We start from the raw sequence: 19,658 nt of genomic DNA, 5'->3' as shown, positions 1-19,658 counted from the left end.
GTTTTTTTTATCCAAGGGTAGGAATCTGGTTACTCAACCGGTTTAGTATGTGAAAGCACAAAATTTTTAACATGAAAATAAACTTTACACTCATTTTCGCCTTGCTCGTTGCAGCACTATCAGGATGCCAGGAGGAAGTTGTTGAAATCACCGATCCATCACCACAAAATGTGGTTACGGCCAATTCCCAGACAGCGATCCTTATACAGCGTACTGCTACCAATGATGGTTCATTCGACAATATTGTTGATGGCTCGAGTTGCATATATCTCGCCTTCCCATACAGCGTATATCTGAATGATATTGAATACCTGGTAAGTTCTTCCGATGACCTGGATGACCTGGAAAAACTCATTGAGGAGAGTGATGATGACGATTCCTTTGATATTAAATATCCAATTACGGTTGTCACTTCAGACTATTCAGAGATTCTGGTAAACAATGAAGATCAACTGGAGGCACTTACTGAAGATTGTACCGAAGGTGGAGCCGATGATGACATCGAATGTCTTGACTTCGAATATCCTTTTACGATATCGGTTTACGATGCTTCAAATCAACTGGCTGATGTAATTACAATCAACAACGATAAGGAACTCTATGAATTGATTGATAACCTCGATGATGACGACTTTATAAGCTTCAACTTCCCAATAACTATTGTGCTTTGGGACGGACAGGAGATAGTAGTAAGGGACAATGACAGTCTGGAAGATCTTATTGAAGATGTGGCCGACGACTGTGATGAAGATGATGATAACGATTTCGACGATGATGATGTCGATGATAGTGAATTTGTATCTGTAATCACCGATGGTCGCTGGATGGTCTCGCTTTTGAATGATGAGATCGATTATACCTCAGATCTTCAGTCGTATATCCTTGAATTCAGGCCTGATGGGATTCTGCATCTGAAAAATAATGACCGCGAAATCGTGGGTACATGGGAGTCTGATGGAAACTCCGGAAATATTGAACTTGAAATATCCATAGAAGACAATGGTGTAGATCTGGATGATGCCATAAAGGCACTAAAGAATAGTTGGGAAATCATTTCTTACGACGAAACAGAAATAAAATCAACCGACGACCTGGAAGAACAGACGGATGAAGACACCGCATTTTTAACCTTAAAGAAACTAAATTGATGAAATCTCTGAATTACCTGCTGGTGGGAATGATAATGATATTAGCCGCCTGCGACGACAACGAAGTTACACCTGATATACAATCTCAGATTGAAGATGTCCAGTCATTGGCTAAGTCGGGCGACTGGATCATTACCTACTATTTCGATGATAAGGATGAAACGGCTGACTATGCCGGCTATACGTTTACTTTCAACGAAAATGGTTCGATTATTGCAAAGAATGGATCAACAGAAGTATCCGGAACATGGTCGGTAACACGTGACGACGACAGCAATGATGACAACCCGGATGAAGGAGATATTGATTTCAATATTAATTTCATTTCGCCGGAAAAATTCGCCGAGTTAAGCGATGACTGGGATATCAAATCACGGACCTCTTCAAAAATTGAGCTGATCGATGTGAGTGGCGGCAATGGAGGAACTGATTTTCTGACGTTCGAAAGAAAGTAAATAGATACTAAAGAGAACCATTTCGTCTCGATGTGGTTAGTGGGTAACCTGCCTCTGTAAAAAGGGGCAGGTTTATTTTATTTTAAGCTAATGGAAAGTAAACCTGCCAAAGGTCGGGATTATTACATCGAAAACGGCAACCTGGTATTCACAGAAGAATATCTTCGCCGACGAGGGTTTTGCTGTGGAAGCGGTTGTCGTCACTGTCCGTATGACAAACCACCCCAAAGACGTTCAAAGCCTGAAAATCCCTGGGGCGCTTAGTTGCTGAACATAAGTGTACGTATGGCTGTTTTTGAATTATGAAGATTATACTGCGCTCTGATGTCAAAGGAGACTGGCAATCGGTCTTTCGTGCGTTTGACCGAACATTATTTGAATTCCTGTTACCACCAGGGGCAAAGCTTCTCCGCTTTGACGGATCACGATCCGGAGATATTGTCCACTTGAGGTTTCCCTTGAACATGGAATGGAAAAGCAAAATCACACAGGATCACGAGGAGAATGAACATGCCTTTTTTGTTGACGAAGGCGTAATTCTTCCTCTTGGGTTGAAGAATTGGCATCACGAACATCATGTTTTCAAGGATGGTGATGGAGCCCGCATAGAAGACCGCATCACTTTTAGCATGGGTAACACAGTGTTAACAATGCTTACATATCCCTTTTTATACCTCGCCTTTCTTCCAAGGGTATGGCAATACAAAAAGTATTTTAAGAATTTTTAGGTAATCAGTGCTTCAGAGGGTTTTTAATGGTCCCGCCTTTGCCCTCACTCGGGTTGTAGTATATCCGCTGTGTAGGATAGGCAAAGTCAATGTCCTCTTCCTTGGCAAACTCCTCCAGGATGTTCTCCCAGATCCGATGTTCAGTGATCCGTCTCGTTTTGGGCAATGTGAGATACCTGATGGTGAGCAGCACTCCGCTGTCCTCAGCCTTGATATAAACGAATGGGGTAAGATTGCTGTAAAAGATCATGAACTTCTTGGAAGCTTCCAGTAACCGCTGTTCAGCTGTTTCAGAAAGCTGGTCGGCATGACGGTTAATGATCTCCTCGAGTATTTTCCTGGCTTTTTTCCAATTACTCTCAAAGGTTACCAGTACGGTTATTTCATTCCAGATATGTGAGAAACCCTGGTTGTAATTCGCCTGGCTAATGTTAAATACCTGGCCGTTGGGAATATGAATGATCCGTCCGGTACTTTGATCAGCACCAACCCAATTACCAATCTCATTAATTGTAAACTGAAAAAACCGGATGTCAATTACATCTCCGGCGTGATTGCCCACCTGCACGCGATCTCCAACTTCAAATGGTTTGCGAATGATAATGAAAAGCCAGCCGGCAAGGTTTACAATCGGTGATTGGAGTGCAATCGCAAGACCGGCACTCACAAGACCCAGGAATGTAGCCAATGATTCAATACCCTCCAGCCAGATCGTCATAATGATGATAAGCAGGAGGAAATAGATCGTATTTTTCACCCAGCTTTTCCACATATACCTTACCTTCACATCAGTGAAAGTCCGGTATATCAGCTTATTGGCAAGAAATCGAAAAAGAGATAGTATGAAGATTGCCAACAGGCTGTAAAAAATCTTTTCCTGCAGACTCCCTGGAATATTCCAGTGTTCTTCGATCCAATTGATGACGGGTGCTGTCATTAATAGCTTCTTTTAATTCCCAACGGTTAAAGTAATAAAAATATATCGTTCATTTCATGCAACCATACGAATTGCTATTTTTGAAATCTATGAAATTCAATGTGATCGTGTTGTTGGCGCTATTTGCGATCCTTACGGGGTGTGAGAAAGAAACGAAAATGGAAATATTACAAAAGAGTATCGATCAGCGCCTGGACGGAGTGGTTGGCAATTTTGCGGTTGCCTATCTTGATTTGAATTCAGGTGACACGCTTCTGATGAATTCACGCAGGATATTTCATGCAGCGAGTACCATGAAAACCCCGGTGCTTATTGAGGTTTACAAGCAGGCTTCTGAAGGCAAGTTTAATCTTACAGATTCGATTGAGATCAAAACCACTTTTATCAGCCTGGCGGATGGCAGTGAATACACGCTTCCTGCATCTTCCGACAGCGAAAAATCACTGTATGAGATGGTTGGTAAGAAAAAAACTATCGCATCCCTTACCTATGATATGGTAATTAAGAGCAGCAACCTGGCAACCAATCTGATCGTCGAACTTGTGGGTGCAGATAATGCAACAAATTCGATGCGCGAACTTGGAGCACATGATATTCAGGTGCTGCGGGGCGTTGAAGATCTCAAAGCCTACGAAGAAGGCATGAACAATATCACAACCGCGTATGATCTCATGCTGATCTTCTCTGAACTTGCCCGCGGGAACCTTGTGAGTGAAGGAGCATCAGCAGAGATGGTTGATATTCTGATGGACCAGCAATTCAATCATATCATTCCTGCCAAACTTCCTGCTAATGTAAAGGTAGCGCACAAGACAGGTGCCATTACAGGTGTTCAGCATGATTCGGGAATTGTGTTTCTGCCTGATGGAGGATCATACGTTTTAATACTACTCTCGAGTGATCATGGCGATCGTGAAGCTGCAGAAGAGGCCCTGGCAGATATTTCAAAAATTATTTACGATTTCAAGGTTTCCAGGTAATGTCCGGCGAACGGGAGGTCTACCGCATCGATAAAGCAGGAAACCTGAAAAGGCTCCTTCGAAAAAAGGAAGGGATCAACCCACCGGAACCTGATGAGGTCCAGGTAAAGGTGAAATCGATCGGGTTGAACTTTGCAGATATATTTGCCATTCTTGGGTTGTACAGCGCTACCCCAAAAGAAAGCTTTATCCCTGGACTGGAATATTCAGGAATTGTTGAAACAGTAGGAGCCCGTGTAACAGGGTTCAAACCCGGTGATAAGGTAATGGGAGTTACTCGTTTCGGCGGTTATGCCACAATGATCAATATAGATCAGGATTACCTGGTTCCCCTTCCGGATTCATGGAGTTATGAAGAAGGTGCTGCCTTTTTGGTTCAGGCCTTAACTGCATACTATGGTCTGTACTCGCTGGGGGATCTCAAACCCGGAAAAACCGTTCTCATTCATAGCGCCGCAGGAGGTGTGGGACTACTTGCGAACCGAATGGCGCAGAAGTCAGGGGCATATACAATCGGCACTGTGGGTTCAGCATCCAAGGTCGAATTATTGAAAAAGGAAGGATATCAGGGGTGGATCGTCAGAGATCAAAACTTTAGAGAAAACCTCATGAAGTCCCTAAGCGGCAGATCACTTGATATAGTCATGGAGTGTATAGGAGGAGATATTCTGAAGGCCGGTTATGAGGCACTGGCTCCGCAAGGCAGGATGATCGTGTATGGATCTGCCCGCTACGGAGATACATCCAATACGCCGAACTGGATACGTTTGGCCCGTTTATACCTGGCAAGACCTAAAATTGACCCGCAAAAAATGATTGAATCAAATAAGGGTATTCTGGGATTCAACCTGATCTGGCTTTATGATCAGAAAGCCCTGATGCATCAGATTATCCCTGAACTTCATGCCATGGAACTGGAGGCACCCTATGTGGGGCATACTTTTGAATTCGATCAGCTTCCCGAAGCGCTGAAGTTGTTTCAGTCCGGAAAAACCATGGGTAAGGTAGTCATAAGAACACCTGCCTGATATTCAATCATTTTTTCTCTTCCAGACCAGGTCTGCTGTATCGCCACTATCGGCAATGATGCCAGCCTGAAGAAGGGTGTAAAGAACGCTTTTGAGCATTTTATTACTTACCCATGAATTGGTGTACCATTCTGTCGCATGGAACCAATGACGCGCATCCATGGGTTGTATGCCATATTCACGGGATATCAGATCCGGCGCATCGCTGCGTGACATAAAATCATCACATTCCTGATGAATGATGCGCAGGATGGAATCCAGGATTTCCGGATGCGAATCAATGATGCGATTGGTCGCCATGATCATGAAGCAGGGCCAGGGAGTGACAAATTCATCAATCCGATTTAGTTGCTTTCTCTCTACATAGGGTTTCGTTGTATATTTCTCCCAATAGAAAATGTCACTTTCATCATTCTGAAGGGATGAAATAGCACCATCGATGTCATTCACTATAATAAAGTGATCCTGTTTGATTTTCTTACCCTCGATCAGTCCGTGAACGATCGGCATCAGGTGTGACCCTGATCCAAACCGACTGATGGCGAAGCGTTTTCCGAAGAGATCTGATCGTGGTATGGCTTGTTTTTCGGGTGCGGTATGTATTCCCCAGATAAGCGGTGATTGAACATAACCCGAAATAATCCGGGAAGGATTCCCCTTTACAATATCAGCGATCGCACCTTCTGTGAGGACCATACAGATATCACATTCGTCGTTACGCAGTGACTGCGTCATTTGCCCGGTTCCGCCCGGATAGGAGATCCATTGAACATCAATTCCCATATTTCGGAATTTACCCGAATTAATGGCGTGATGCCATGGATAATTGAAGTGTTCCGGAACACCCCCGATACGAACTCTTGTAAGTGTCATTCCGCTTGATTTAAGACCAAATTACAAAATGCTGGAAAATAACCGGATAATTTAAGGATGAGAAAAAATTTGACGCAACCATTTGGGTGAAAGACGCGGTATAGATAAAAAAGCACTCGATGAATAACCCATCGATTTCCCGGATCCCGGCTTGCACAGGCCGGGATTCTTCTTTTTAGGGACCACAAACAGCCTCCATTCCATTTAAAGCCTTATTCCCTTACAATTATTTGAATTTCAATAGTAATAACGCTGCATCTCCGTACCTTTGTAGCTCATTTAACACCTATTTATTGAATAAATTTAAAAAATTAGGACTCTCGAAAAACGTTCTGGACGTCCTTGAAGATCTTGGGTTTGACACCCCAACCCCCGTACAAGAACAAGCAATTCCAATTTTATTACAGAATGATCCTACGAATTTTATTGGACTCGCACAAACGGGTACCGGTAAAACAGCTGCATTTGGTTTGCCCCTGATAGATCTGATCGACAACGAAAATAAAGCAACACAGGCCCTGATCATGGCTCCCACAAGGGAACTGGGGCAGCAAACAGCAAAACAACTTTCCGATTTCTCTGCCAATAACAGACTATTGAATATCGAAGTGGTTTATGGCGGCGCCGCCATCACCAACCAGATAAAGGCTTTGCGTAAACCCACACAAATTCTGGTTGCCACACCAGGACGTCTCCTGGACCTCATAAAGCGCCGGGCCGTTAATCTCGAGCACGTTCGGTACGTAGTGCTCGATGAAGCCGATGAAATGCTTAATATGGGTTTCAAGGAAGATATCGACGAGATCCTTTCACATACGCGGGAAGAACGTGTCACATGGCTTTTCTCTGCCACTATGCCACGGGAAATACGTCGTATTGTGAAAAAATATATGGTGAACCCCAAAGAGGTTTCCATTAATGCTGAGGAAAAGAGCAACAAAGATATCGCCCACAAATATGTGGTAACAAAAACTTCGAACAAGATACCGGCATTACGCCGCTTTCTTGATATGCAGCCTGACATGCGCGGTATAATGTTCTGCAGAACCAAGCGTGAAACACAACAGATCGCTGATGACCTGGGCAATATGGGATATGGGGTGGAAGCACTTCACGGAGACCTTTCCCAGGCCCAGCGGGATGCGGTTATGAAACGCTTTAAGACCCGGTCAATGCAATTACTTATAGCCACCGACGTTGCGGCGAGGGGTATCGATGTGAATGATCTCACACATGTGATCCATCATACATTGCCGGATCAGCTGGAGAGCTACACACACCGAAGCGGTCGTACCGGCCGTGCTGGGAAGAAAGGGATTTCACTGGCATTCATCAATGCCCGTGAAGGACGCAAGATCAAGGAACTTGAAAAAACGATTAACATAACCTTCGAGAAGATAGAGGTTCCGGCACTGGACGAAATGAAAATCAGCCGCATCAATCACTGGGCTGATCTGATCATCAATACAAAAGTAGATGACCAGGCAGAAATTATTCTGGCTAAATTACACGGACAATTTGCACATTTAAGCAAAGAGGATATATTAAAGAGACTGATTACCACACAGCTTGATCATCTGATCACGCAGGAGGGGGAGACTTCAGACCTGAACGAGCAATTCGGGGAGAAAAAGGAAACCCGGTCATCAAATGGATTCCATCGATATTTTATCAATGTGGGCTCTATAGATGGCATCACAAAGGGTGACCTTCTTCATTTTCTTTCGGATATTTCAGATATACCCCGAAAGCACTTTGGGGAATTATCGTTGCAAAAGAACTGCGCGTTTTTTGATATTGAAGAATCAAAGTCACAGGGCTTGAGCGAAAAATTCGAAGGGATTGAAGTGGAAGGCCGAAACATACGGGTTAACCGTGATGAACAGGGTGGACGAAAGCCTGAGGGCGGTAGGAGCCGCGGCAAGAAAGAAGGTAACAGCAACCGGAGAGTAAAGAAGGGCAGCCGCCGTTTAGCCCGGGGAAGACGCTAACGGGCACATCCCGCAGAGACGGGATGTTCTTCAATTTTTAATTTAAACTAAAACTATTTTGGGTAGAAAAAATTTCAATTCATTCCTTAAGAAGCAAAAAGCTGAACAGAAGCGAAAAAAGAAAGCTGAAAAGATGCAAAAGAAGGAGGACCGCAAGGACCAGGCGCCGGCGGATCTCGATGATATGATCGCATACGTAGACGAATTTGGAAATATTACTTCAGAGCCGCCGGAAGATGCTGATGAAGTGAGTAAAGAAGATTTCAGGGAAGAAGATCAGGACGATAAGGACTGATCTTCCGGTTGGTAAGCTATAGAAGTCTTACCAACTTAATTTTTTAAAATAGCTCCGTTATTGAATAACTTCCTGAAGTTTCAGGCATAGCCATATTCCTTGATGCCATTAAACCGGAGTGCAGGCACCAGGCTAATCTGTATTTTTCAAAACCTGCAAGAACCGCATAGCCCCATTCCAGGTAAGAATAGGTTATGTCTGTATAATCCGCATAAAACTTAACCTGAAGTGAGGGGGTCTCTCATCCCTCAAATTAGCCATAAATTTCATAAAACATTGATTATTAGCCTTTAATGATTACTATTTAAATTATTTGTTTGGCTGAAAAAATTAATCGATTTTAGGATTCCTTTAAGCTCTGAACTTATGACAAGGAAGTCCGTATCCAGTGCATATCTCTTCCCCTTTATTCTTGTTACTTCCATGTTTTTTGCGTGGGGTGTGGCGAATAACATGACGGATACATTGTTGTCTGCCTTCAAGCGGATCATGAGTATGACCGATTTTCAGACCTCCTGGATTCAGCTGGCGTTTTATGGTTCCTATTTCTGCCTGGCACTTCCGGCAGCAATTCTTATTCGGCGCTTCAGCTTCAAAACCGGAATTCTCGTAGGCCTCGGACTTTTTATCCTGGGCTCGCTGTTATTCTATCCGGCTAGTCAGACCATGGTTTACGGACATTTTCTGGCAGCGCTGTTTGTGCTGGCGGGCGGACTATCATTTCTTGAGACCACTGCCAATCCCTATATCCTGGCAATGGGGGATGAGGCTACAAGTATACAGCGCCTTAATCTTGCCCAGTCGTTCAACCCCATTGGTTCAATCACCGGAGTATTACTGAGTAAATTTTTTATACTCGATCAATTAAATGTAGCCGATTCCGGGACCCGTTCCACATTGAGTGCAGATGAACTCGCAAGCATTCAACAAGCTGAATTAGGAGCGGTTATGGGACCGTATGTTGGCGTAGCAGGGGTTCTGTTCCTGCTCTGGTTGCTCATCTATTTTACCAATATGCCGAAGGCGTCAGAATCAGACGGAAATGTAAATGTAAGCGCTACACTGGCACGTCTTTTCCGGAAGCGGAATTACCGAAATGGCGTAATGGCTCAGTTTTTCTACATGGGTGCACAGATCGGCATATGGTCTTTTACCATACGCTATGCCATGCAGGAATTGAATATTGATGAGTCCGACGCATCCTCATACTACCTTTCTGCACTCGTGTTATTCACCGTTTCCAGATTTGTGTTCACAGGTTTACTGAAACGTTATTCAGCCGGATCACTGCTGGCCACGGCTGCTTTCGGAGGAGCTGTCTTTTTGTTGGTATCGATTATTGGAGGCGGATTAACGGGGGTTATCGCACTGGTAGCGATTTCGGCGAGTTTGTCACTCATGTTTCCTACGATATTCGGACTGGCATTGCTTGGTGTTGGCAATGATCAGAAAATGGCAGGGTCGGGTTTGATCATGGCTATGCTCGGAGGGGCGCTATTGCCCGCGGTTCAGGGTTTCCTTTCCGATGAATTATCCTCTATCCAGATCTCATTCATGGTGCCTCTCATCTGTCTGCTTGCAGTGGGTATATACGGCCTTTCCAACAGATCAGTTAACAGGCCGGCCTGATACACTATTTTAACAGCATGGGGGTCTTTAGTTGTGCAGATTTTTAGCCTGTGGATTGTTCATTGTGTATATTCACGAAAATTGATCTGAAGCTAATATGGAAAATCTCATAACCGTTGAAGACGCACTAAATCTTGTACTTCAGCATACCAGGGACTTTGGCACTGAATCTGTCGAACTGGAAAATGCCCTCGGCCGTATCCTCAGAGACGAAATCGTGGCTGACCGTGATTTTCCTCCTTATAACCGCGTAACGATGGATGGTATAGCCATTTCACATGCGGCCTTTAAAAAAGGGCAGCGCACTTTTCTGATTGAAGGAGTAGCAGCAGCGGGTGATAAGCAGCATGAATTGCGGGACTCAAGCGCGTGCCTGGAGGTAATGACCGGGGCGGTGATGCCCAGAAATGCAGATGCAGTTATTCGCTATGAAGATGTATTCATCGACGGGCGTCAGGCAACCATCGAGGTGCCGGCAGTTACGAAACATCAGAATATACATATGAAAGGGGAGGACCGTACAGCCGGATCCTGCATCATTACCCCCGGAGTAAAGATATCTTCTCCCGAAATTGGTGTCTGTGCCACAGTTGGGAAGTCAACGGTACGCGTGAGCCGGTTTCCTAAAACGATCATCATATCTACGGGAGATGAACTGGTAGATATCCATGAAGTGCCGGAACCTCATCAAATTCGAAGAAGCAATGTATACCGACTGAAAACGGTGCTTTCCTATTTCGGGGTACCCGTTGAAACCGCTCACCTGAAAGATGATGAAAGTGAAATTTCTGAAGCACTTGATCAATATCTCAAGTCATATGACCTGATTCTGATCAGTGGGGGAGTCTCAAGAGGCAAATTTGATTTTCTCCCCGCAGCACTGGAAGTGGCTGGTGTAAAAAAACTTTTCCATAAGATTAAACAGCGCCCGGGAAAACCGTTCTGGTTTGGTGTACATGACCGCGCCACCGTATTTGCCTTTCCCGGCAATCCGGTTTCTTCTTTTATGTGTATGCAGCAGTATTTTAAGCCCTGGCTTCAAAAGTGTCTGCATCAGCAGATTCCGCCGCAGCCCAGGGCGATGCTTACTGAAGATGTCCATTTCAAACCTGATCTTACCTATTTTCTGGAAGTGAAAATTTCCTATTCAGAAAATGCCGAACTGTTGGCTACGCCGGTAAAAGGTAACGGCTCGGGAGACCTGGCCAACCTCGTGGATGCAGAGGCATTTATCGTATTGCCTTCAGGAAAAGACCTGTTCCAGCAGGGTGAAGTGTATCCCCTGATCTTTTACCGGGAGTAATTACAGGTATTTGTTTTTCTCTGAGATGATCTGCCCCATAACCGAGAGCGCAATCTCACGTGCAGATTTTGCATGAATGGGCAATCCGATCGGCGCATGTATTTTTTCTATTAATTCGTCGCTCATCCCTTTATCCTTTAAGCGGCGAATACGCTTTTCATGTGTTTTCCGGCTTCCGAGTGCACCAATATAGGCGGTTTCGGAAGGCAGGAGAACCTGCAATGCGTCATCATCGATTTTAGGGTCATGCGATAGAATTGCGGCAAACGTATATGCGTCCAGGGTAAAATCTTTGAGCACTTCCGATGGATAGGCTTTGATAAGATGCCCGGGTGCATCATTGAATGTTGTGTGATCGGCAAAGAAACCACGCGGGTCAATAACTACCGTATCAAAATCATACATATTGCCCAGTGTGATCAGATCAACGGTGATATGGGCAGCTCCAATGATAAGAAGCTGGCTCTTTCGCGGAAACAACTGTATAAAGTAGTGCGTATCCCCATGGGTAAAGGTCTTGTGGATACGTTTTGAATAAGCATCACGGGCTTCATTGAGAATTTCATCAGTAAGGAATTCACCTAGAACCTGACCGTCTTCAAGGATCAGGGTATTGGATGATTCACCTTCGTCGAGGGATGTGACCAGGATGGCCGACTTATTGGCTTCGACACTTTTAATAAGCTCAGGCCAAATACCATCAGAAAAATCAACGGTCTGCAAATACACCTGTATACTTCCTCCACAGGATAAACCTACCGACCAAGCATCTTCGTCTGAAACTCCATACTTCAGCGGAACATCGGTTTTGGTAGGAATCACTTCCAGGGCTTTCTTTACCACGGCACCTTCGACACAACCCCCGCTCACCGAGCCGGAGATGTTACCCTCCGGATCTATAAACATCAGTGAACCAGCGGGTCTGGGTGAAGACCCCCATGTTTGAACTACCCGGGCCATCGCTACAATTTTATGAGCGGCGCTCCATTCTTTAATTTTTTCAATATATTCCCTCATATAATTCAAAACTATCTATAATTTATTTTGTTATAGTATCGTTTTTAAAAATATTCCATGGATAGCAAGTGTACAACATGCAAAACCAAAACAAACAGAAAGGCAAATTTCCTTTCAGGCTCTTCTGTTTTGAGTACGCTTCTTGTTATCATAATTCCTAAATGTCCCATCTGCATCATGGCATATGCCAGTGCGGTCACCATGTGCGGCGGCTCGGATATGTATTTTACTGAGAACAACTGGGTGTCCTACATTCCCATCGTACTCGGGATTGCCATCGTGGCAATGCTTTTCATGAACTTTAAAGGACGGCAGACCTGGGCTGCATTTATTGTAGCCTTTACCGGTTTTGTACTGATTACACTTACCCATCAGTTAATTATTCCCTCAGAGTATTATACTGCCGGAAGTATACTCTTTATTCTGGCGATCTGGATAAATGGCAGCTTTTCATCTTTTACGGCAACGGTTAAAGGATTTTTTCAAAAGACATTTGCATCGTGGCAACAGTAAAATTCACTTCCGCATTGAATCGCTTTTTTCCCGATCTGAAGGAACTTCAGGTAGAGGCCGGCAATGTAAGCGATGTGATTACCAAAGCAGAAGAGATCTATCCCGGCATCAGAGCCTACTTGCTGGAAGAAGACGGAAGCCTCCGCAAGCATGTGAATATCTTTATTGATGAAGATCTTATTCATGACCGTAATAAGCTCTCCGATCCGGTCAGACCAGCCAATGAAGTATTAATATTTCAAGCGCTGTCGGGCGGATGAGTTATGCGCTCATAGGAACTGCAAAGGGCCTGGTAGTCCTGGATCTGGACGGCCCGAAACTCGAAGCAATTTACTTCAAGGGATTTTCCATCACCATGCTGCATATTGATTCACGTGATCAGCGATGGTGGGTGGGCATTTCACACAAACATTGGGGGCAAAAGCTTCATTATTCTGAAGATTTTGGAAATACGTGGCATGAAACACCTACACCGGTTTTTGAGGATGCCACGATGCCCGATGGCAGCCGCGCCAGGGTTCGTCAGTTATGGTGTATGGCAAATGCAAATACCGACAAGCCAGGAAATATCTGGGTGGGAACAGATCCCGGTGCTTTATTTGAGAGCGACGATAATGGAAAGTCTTTCCAGCTTGTGACAGGCTTGTGGAATCATCCCAGCCGAAATAATCCCGGGCAGTGGTTCGGTGCCGGCAGTGATCACCCCTTTATTCATTCCATTGTAGTTGACCCGTTGAACAGCGACCATGTGTATATCGCCATCAGCTGTGCGGGTGTTTTCGAAACTACGGATGGCGGAAAGTCATGGGAAGCACGCAATTCCGGTCTGGTGGCAGCATACCTTCCAAATCCGCATGTGGAGATTGGCCATGATCCGCATCTTCTGCTGCAGCATCCTGTAGACCGGAATGTGCTCTGGCAACAGAATCATTGCGGCATTTATGTGAGCAGGGATTCCGGTGCAAGCTGGAATGATGTTTCAGGCAAAGACGGAATGCCCTATTACGGATTCGCCATTGCGATAGACGATGAAGATCCGGCCCGGGCCTGGGTGATTCCTGTGGAAAGCGATGAGCAACGTGTCGCTCCTGAATTGCAGTTAAAAGTGTACCAGACTTCTGACTATGGCAGCAGCTGGCAGGAGATGAATGACGGTCTTCCTGAACCGCCGGTATTTGATATTGTACTTCGGCATGCCTTCGCTAAAAATGGCCGGAATATGCTCTTCGGAACAACCAATGGCAATTTATATTTCAGCGATTCAGGAAGTCCCGAATGGAAGCTGATTATGGCAAATCTTACAAAGGTAAATACTGTAAAAATTGGAATAAAATGAGTAAATTCTGTCAGAATGAAAATAAACCACAGAAACAGGAATTATTTTTAAAAAAATCAAAACAATACACGGATTTATCAGTTTAAACTTATATTAATGTGTAGAATGAACACGATAACGCATTATAAAATTCTAACCACAATTAAATTATGATCCCAGCATCCTTTGATTATTCAGCGCCTTCAACACTGGATGAAGCACTGAAGCTTCTCAACGAGTTAGGTGATGAAGCAAAAATCCTGGCGGGTGGGCACAGCCTGATCCCCATGATGAAGTTACGGTTCGCGGAACCGGAACATTTAGTAGACCTGAATAATATTCCAGGTCTATCGTATGTACGCATTGAAGATGATTATCTGAAAATTGGTGCGATGACGCGTGAAGTTGAATTGGAGGAGTCACACCATGTGATAGATCATTTTCAAATCTTTAAAGACGCAACCAAGCTGATTGCCGATCCCCAGGTCCGTAACTTCGGAACCATAGGAGGTAATCTAGCCCATGGTGATGCGGCAAATGACCATCCCGCACTTATGATCGCATTAAATGCAGAAGTTGAAATCACCGGGTTAGAAGGGAAAAGAACAGTGGGGATCGATGATTTTTTCTATGGCTTCTATGCGACAGCAGTTCAGGACGGAGAGATTTTGACAGAGATTCGCATTCCGTTGCCTGAAGGCAAATATGGAAATGCCTATCATAAGACGGAACGAAAGGTTGGTGATTACGCGACAGGAGGTGTGGCAGTACAGATCGTTCTTGATGACAATGGTGTTTGCACAAGTGCTGGCATCGGACTTACCAATGTAAACCCGACACCACTGCGTGCAAAGCGTTCCGAAGAAGCACTGGTAGGAACCACCGTTGATGCGGATGCCATTGAAAAAGCCGCACAATATGCTTCTGAAGACTGTAATCCATCTACCGACCTTCGGGGTGATGAAGATTACAAGAGACGGATCATCAAAGTCTTAACGAAACGAATGATAACCAAAGCGCTGGAAAGGGCGCAGAGCTAAACCAAGTTACCATGAAGAAAGAAATCACTTTAAAAATCAATGGAGCTGAATATACCTCCGAAATTGAGCCCAGAACACTGCTTGTTCATTTTATCCGGGAAAATGCCAGCCTTACCGGTACGCATATCGGATGTGACACCTCAAGCTGCGGCGCCTGTACAATCCTGATAGACGGCAAATCCGCCAAGTCCTGTACGATACTGGCAATCCAGGCAGTAGGTAAGGAGATCATGACAGTTGAAGGAATGGCAACAGCCGACGGTCCGCATCCCTTGCAGGAAGGATTCAAGGAAAATCACGGTCTGCACTGCGGATTCTGTACGCCGGGAATGATGCTGCGCGCCAAAGAGCTGCTCGAAAAAAATCCTAACCCGACGGAAGAAGAAATCCGATGGGGTATTTCCGGAAATCTATGCAGATGCACCGGTTATAATAATATTGTGAAGGCCATTATATATGCGGGAGCCAAGATGAGAGGAGAGGAATTGCCTTCTACAGAACCTGAATTTATTGATTAACGAACTCAAACCAACGCATAGATGATACAATGTAAAACATCGAAGGAAATCAGTGGCATGGGCCACTCGATGAAGCGAAAGGAAGACGACCGGTTCGTGCACGGAAAAGGACATTATGTTGATGATGTCAAACTACCCGGCACACTGTACATGGATATTGTACGCAGTCCGTACGCTTACGCAAAGATCAAAAATATCGACACCACGGAGGCCATGAAGGTACCGGGCGTTCTTGCCGTAGTTACGGGCAGGGACCTGGAAAAATATAACCTGCACTGGATGCCAACCCTGATGTCGGATACACAAATGGTACTTCCTACGGATACCGTTATGTACCAGGCACAGGAAGTGGCAGCGGTTATCGCTACTACCAAATACGGCGCTCGTGACGGACGTGAAGCAGTTCGCGTGGAATATGAGCCCATGAAAGCCGTTGTAGATCCATATAAGGCACTTGAGCCTGATGCCCCTGTATTGCGGACAGATAAAGAAGGAAAAAAAGACAATCATATCTGGCATTGGGAAGTAGGGCAGAAAGAAGAAACAGAAAAGATCTTCAATGAGGCAGAGGTTGTAGTAAAAGAGCAGATGCACATTCCCCGAATTCATGTTTCGTCGATCGAGACGTGCGGATGTGTTGCAGACTATGACAAGATCAACAATCACCTGACCATGTACATGACCACCCAGGCACCGCACGCAATCCGTACGGTAATTGCACTGGTGGCAGGACATGTTGGTTTAACTGAGGAAAAGATCCGCGTGATATCACCTGATATCGGAGGTGGATTTGGAGGTAAGGTTCCTGTGTATCCTGGTTACGTGATTGCTATTGCTGCTTCATTCCTGATTGGAAAACCGGTTAAATGGATTGAAGACCGCAGTGAAAACCTGCAGGCAGATTCATTTGCCCGTGATTACCATATTACAGCAGAGATGGCCGGAACCAAGGACGGTAAGATCCTCGCGACCCGCATGAAAGTACTGGCAGATCATGGATACACAGATGCCTCGGCAAATCCTTCGAAATTCCCTACCGGAATGTTCTCGATCGGAACCGGGTCATATGATTATCCGCATGCATTTATGGAAGCTGATGCAGTCTACACCAACAAACCCCCGGGGGGAGTTGCTTACCGTTGTTCATTCCGTGTAACGGAAGCGGTGCACGCCATCGAACGTATTACCGACAGGTATGCGCTTGAAATTGGTAAGGACCCCGCGGCTGTACGTTTCCAGAATTTCATTCAGAAAGATCAGTTCCCATACCATTCGCCAACCGGCTGGGAATATGATAGCGGAGATTACGTGCAGGGACTTGAGAAAGCCATGAAAGCGGTCGACTATGACGGTCTTCGAAAAGAGCAGGCTGAGAAGCGTAAGAAAGGTGAGCTAATGGGAATCGGACTGTCAACCTTTACTGAAATTGTAGGTGCCGGTCCATCGAAGGATTTCGATATCCTGGGTATCAAGATGTTCGATAGCGCAGAGATCAGGGTACACCCAACTGGTAAAGCGATCGCACGCTTCGGAACAAAGTCACAGGGACAGGGTCATGAAACCACCTACGCCCAGATCATTGCCGAGGAACTGGGAATTCCTGCAAGCAATATCCAGGTTGAAGAAGGTGATACAGATACTGCACCGTACGGACTTGGAACCTATGCGAGCCGCAGTACGCCAACGGCAGGAGCTGCCGCAGCGATTGCTGCCCGAAAGCTTCGCGACAAAGCGCGAAAGATCGCAGCATATCTGTTGGAGGTAAGCGAGGATGACCTTGAATGGGAAACCGGAAAATTCTATGTGAAAGGCATGAAGGATGTGCCTGAGAAATCCAAGACCATTCAGGAGATTGTTTTCGCAGCATATACGAATCACCCTCAGGGGATGGAAGCAGGATTTGAAGCAACTCACTACTATGATCCTCCGAATCTTACTTTCCCGTCTGGTGCATATATCTGCGTTGTGGATATTGACCCTGAAACCTTCGAGATCAAGGTGAGACGCTTTGTGGCGATCGATGACGCCGGAAACATCATTAATCCGATGGTAGCCCAGGGACAGGTTCATGGCGGACTCACCCAGGGACTCGCTCCGGCGATGTACGAAGAGCTCATTTATGACGAGGATGGAAACATTCTGAATGGTACCTTCATGGATTACCTGGTTCCTACTGCTGTGGAATCTCCCAGCTGGGAAACAGGCCATACGGTAACTCCGTCTCCTCATCATCCGATAGGAGCTAAGGGTATTGGTGAATCACCAACTGTAGGTGCACCTCCGGCGATTGCAAATGCGATTGTGGATGCACTTAAGCCATATGGAATTACTCATCTTGATATTCCGATTACCCCTTACAAGATCTTTAAGGCCTTGAAGGAAAAAGGAGTGCTTGATAAGAAAATTTCAGAATAGTAAACAAGTATGAGGTGCCGGTATTCAACCGGCACCTTTCAAACAAAATAATTATGGAAGCTACAATCACAAAGAATTTCAAACTCGAAGAACCTATTGAAAAAGTATGGGCAGGTTTGAGCAACCCAATGGCTATTTCAGGATGTGTTCCGGGGGCCTCAATCACTGAACAAATAGATGATAACAACTACAAGGGAGAAGTTAGTCTCAAGTTCGGTCCGGTGAAATCAAAGTATGACGGACAAATCACCATCGAGAAAATGGATAACGCCAATCATACTATGGTTCTGAAAGGCAAAGGCCTGGATTCCAAAGGAAAAGGCAGTGCTGATATGACAATGAATGGAGGTGCCAAGGAAGTTGAAGGTGGTACTGAAGTGGATTTTGAAATGATTGTTAACATTCAGGGAACGCTTGCCCAGTTTGGTTCCAGACTTATCAATGACGTTTCTGCGCAGCTGATGAACCAGTTTGTAGATAACTTCAAACATATGCTGGCAGGCGAAGAATTCAATAACGAGCTTAAAGCAGGTTCCATGATGGGATCTGTAATTAAAGGGTTTTTCAAGAAAGGCGATAGCTGAGCAAGATGATAGCAGACATTCAGGCATTCATTGATCGGTTTAACCAGCTTGGATACATTGTAGAAGAAGAACTGGCAACGGTTCTTCTTTTGATGTTGAAGCTGGAGAAACCATTATTACTGGAAGGACCTCCGGGAGTTGGGAAGACCGAGGCGGCCCATATCATCGCCTCATACCTGGAAACAGACCTTATACGTTTACAGTGTTATGAGGGACTCGATGTGAATACTGCCATTTACGAATGGAACTACCAGAAGCAGTTGCTTTCCATAAAGATCAATGAAAATTCCGCTTTGTCGGCTACCGAAAAGGAAGCTCATATATTCGGCGAGGATTTCCTGTTAAAAAGACCTCTTCTGCAGGCCATAACACGAACTGATAAGGCACCCGTGCTTTTGATTGATGAGATTGACCGGGCAGATGAGGAGTTCGAAGCATTCCTGCTTGAATTGTTATCTGATTTTCAGATTTCTATCCCGGAAATGGGAACCATCAAAGCAACCCACAAGCCCATTGTCCTGTTAACCTCCAACAGGACGCGGGAACTCAGCGATGCCCTGAAGAGGCGTTGTTTGTATCACTGGATTGAATATCCGGAGTTTGAGAAGGAGATCAATATTTTGCGCAAAAAATATCCGTCCATTAGCAGTGATATCGCTGAAATGCTCGTGAAATACGTTCACGCACTTCGCGAATTGAAATTGCAAAAAACACCCGGAATTGCAGAAACACTCGACTGGGCTCACAGCTTAATTGCGCTGCATTCAGATACATTCACCGCTGAATATATTGAAAAGACTATCGGTTGCGTATTAAAGTCTGAATCAGATATTCAATTACTCAAATCAAGAGGAATAGAAAATTTACTGGAAGATGTAAACACCTGAGT

21 protein-coding genes are annotated in these 19,658 nt (G+C 45.0%); 18 read left to right on the top strand and 3 right to left on the bottom strand.

Annotation, left to right across the window (positions count from 1 at the left end):
* Window positions 1-71 precede the first annotated feature (71 nt).
* The 4 genes from LDX50_RS06575 (at window position 72) to LDX50_RS06560 (ending at window position 2,331) form a co-directional block, all read left to right on the top strand.
* On the top strand, window positions 72-1,148 hold the full coding sequence (locus LDX50_RS06575; RefSeq protein WP_225697638.1) for a hypothetical protein: 1,077 nt from the start codon (window positions 72-74) through the stop codon (window positions 1,146-1,148).
* Window positions 1,148-1,603 (top strand): hypothetical protein, encoded by a 456-nt coding sequence (locus LDX50_RS06570; protein ID WP_225697637.1) that lies wholly within the window; start codon window positions 1,148-1,150, stop codon window positions 1,601-1,603. The genes LDX50_RS06575 and LDX50_RS06570 overlap by 1 nt, the downstream gene beginning before the upstream one ends.
* 90 nt (window positions 1,604-1,693) lie before the next feature.
* Window positions 1,694-1,867, top strand: coding sequence for a C1orf53 family protein (locus LDX50_RS06565; protein WP_225697636.1), 174 nt, complete (start codon window positions 1,694-1,696; stop codon window positions 1,865-1,867).
* Between the two features lie 38 nt (window positions 1,868-1,905).
* On the top strand, window positions 1,906-2,331 hold the full coding sequence (locus LDX50_RS06560; protein WP_225697635.1) for an SRPBCC family protein: 426 nt from the start codon (window positions 1,906-1,908) through the stop codon (window positions 2,329-2,331).
* Between the two features lie 4 nt (window positions 2,332-2,335).
* On the opposite strand, the gene LDX50_RS06555 is transcribed toward LDX50_RS06560, so the two are convergent.
* Window positions 2,336-3,268: a mechanosensitive ion channel family protein gene (locus LDX50_RS06555; protein ID WP_225697634.1), complete on the bottom strand. Its 933-nt coding sequence runs from the start codon at window positions 3,266-3,268 to the stop codon at window positions 2,336-2,338.
* An 89-nt stretch (window positions 3,269-3,357) separates the two neighbouring features.
* Between LDX50_RS06555 and LDX50_RS06550 the strand changes: the two genes are divergently transcribed.
* On the top strand, window positions 3,358-4,248 hold the full coding sequence (locus LDX50_RS06550; protein ID WP_225697633.1) for a serine hydrolase: 891 nt from the start codon (window positions 3,358-3,360) through the stop codon (window positions 4,246-4,248).
* Window positions 4,248-5,276 carry a synaptic vesicle VAT-1 family membrane protein gene (locus tag LDX50_RS06545; RefSeq protein WP_225697632.1) on the top strand — a complete coding sequence of 343 codons (1,029 nt, stop codon included), beginning with the start codon at window positions 4,248-4,250 and terminating at the stop codon, window positions 5,274-5,276. The genes LDX50_RS06550 and LDX50_RS06545 overlap by 1 nt, the downstream gene beginning before the upstream one ends.
* Before the next feature lie 3 nt (window positions 5,277-5,279).
* Here LDX50_RS06545 and LDX50_RS06540 read toward each other — a convergent pair whose 3' ends face one another.
* Window positions 5,280-6,149, bottom strand: a complete 870-nt coding sequence (locus LDX50_RS06540; RefSeq protein ID WP_225697631.1) for a substrate-binding domain-containing protein — start codon at window positions 6,147-6,149, stop codon at window positions 5,280-5,282.
* 293 nt (window positions 6,150-6,442) lie between these two features.
* Between LDX50_RS06540 and LDX50_RS06535 the strand changes: the two genes are divergently transcribed.
* From LDX50_RS06535 to LDX50_RS06520, 4 genes are all read left to right on the top strand, one after another.
* Complete coding sequence (locus LDX50_RS06535) at window positions 6,443-8,140, top strand: DEAD/DEAH box helicase (RefSeq protein ID WP_225697630.1); 1,698 nt, start codon at window positions 6,443-6,445, stop codon at window positions 8,138-8,140.
* 58 nt (window positions 8,141-8,198) lie between these two features.
* Window positions 8,199-8,435 carry a cold-shock protein gene (locus LDX50_RS06530; RefSeq protein WP_225697629.1) on the top strand — a complete coding sequence of 79 codons (237 nt, stop codon included), beginning with the start codon at window positions 8,199-8,201 and terminating at the stop codon, window positions 8,433-8,435.
* Window positions 8,436-8,801: 366 nt separating this feature from the next.
* Entirely contained in the window at window positions 8,802-10,064 is a 1,263-nt protein-coding gene (fucP, locus tag LDX50_RS06525) for an L-fucose:H+ symporter permease (RefSeq protein ID WP_225697628.1), read from the top strand.
* Between the two features lie 97 nt (window positions 10,065-10,161).
* Window positions 10,162-11,367 (top strand): molybdopterin molybdotransferase MoeA, encoded by a 1,206-nt coding sequence (locus LDX50_RS06520; RefSeq protein ID WP_225697627.1) that lies wholly within the window; start codon window positions 10,162-10,164, stop codon window positions 11,365-11,367.
* On the opposite strand, the gene LDX50_RS06515 is transcribed toward LDX50_RS06520, so the two are convergent.
* Window positions 11,368-12,384 (bottom strand): XdhC family protein, encoded by a 1,017-nt coding sequence (locus LDX50_RS06515; RefSeq protein ID WP_225697626.1) that lies wholly within the window; start codon window positions 12,382-12,384, stop codon window positions 11,368-11,370.
* 177 nt (window positions 12,385-12,561) lie between these two features.
* Here LDX50_RS06515 and LDX50_RS06510 point away from each other — a divergent pair, with 177 nt between their 5' ends.
* From LDX50_RS06510 to LDX50_RS06475, 8 genes are all read left to right on the top strand, one after another.
* Window positions 12,562-12,897: a hypothetical protein gene (locus LDX50_RS06510; protein ID WP_225697625.1), complete on the top strand. Its 336-nt coding sequence runs from the start codon at window positions 12,562-12,564 to the stop codon at window positions 12,895-12,897.
* The gene (locus tag LDX50_RS06505; RefSeq protein WP_225697624.1) at window positions 12,885-13,157 is read left to right on the top strand and encodes a MoaD/ThiS family protein; all 273 of its coding nucleotides are present in this window, start codon (window positions 12,885-12,887) and stop codon (window positions 13,155-13,157) included. The genes LDX50_RS06510 and LDX50_RS06505 overlap by 13 nt, the downstream gene beginning before the upstream one ends.
* A complete protein-coding gene (locus tag LDX50_RS06500) occupies window positions 13,154-14,233 on the top strand; it encodes a WD40/YVTN/BNR-like repeat-containing protein (RefSeq protein WP_225697623.1) in 1,080 nt (359 codons plus the stop codon). The genes LDX50_RS06505 and LDX50_RS06500 overlap by 4 nt, the downstream gene beginning before the upstream one ends.
* Window positions 14,234-14,382: 149 nt before the next feature.
* Window positions 14,383-15,252 carry an FAD binding domain-containing protein gene (locus LDX50_RS06495; RefSeq protein ID WP_225697622.1) on the top strand — a complete coding sequence of 290 codons (870 nt, stop codon included), beginning with the start codon at window positions 14,383-14,385 and terminating at the stop codon, window positions 15,250-15,252.
* A gap of 11 nt (window positions 15,253-15,263) precedes the next feature.
* Window positions 15,264-15,770 carry a (2Fe-2S)-binding protein gene (locus tag LDX50_RS06490; protein WP_225697621.1) on the top strand — a complete coding sequence of 169 codons (507 nt, stop codon included), beginning with the start codon at window positions 15,264-15,266 and terminating at the stop codon, window positions 15,768-15,770.
* Between the two features lie 21 nt (window positions 15,771-15,791).
* Window positions 15,792-18,185, top strand: a complete 2,394-nt coding sequence (locus tag LDX50_RS06485; RefSeq protein ID WP_225697620.1) for an aerobic carbon-monoxide dehydrogenase large subunit — start codon at window positions 15,792-15,794, stop codon at window positions 18,183-18,185.
* Window positions 18,186-18,238: 53 nt separating this feature from the next.
* On the top strand, window positions 18,239-18,769 hold the full coding sequence (locus LDX50_RS06480; protein WP_225697619.1) for an SRPBCC family protein: 531 nt from the start codon (window positions 18,239-18,241) through the stop codon (window positions 18,767-18,769).
* 5 nt (window positions 18,770-18,774) lie between these two features.
* On the top strand, window positions 18,775-19,656 hold the full coding sequence (locus LDX50_RS06475; protein ID WP_225697618.1) for an AAA family ATPase: 882 nt from the start codon (window positions 18,775-18,777) through the stop codon (window positions 19,654-19,656).
* Window positions 19,657-19,658 lie beyond the last annotated feature (2 nt).

Source organism: Fulvivirga sedimenti (genome assembly GCF_020328055.1).
The sequence above is the reverse complement of the archived record's forward strand: the minus strand, read 5'-3'. Positions and strand labels throughout refer to the sequence as shown.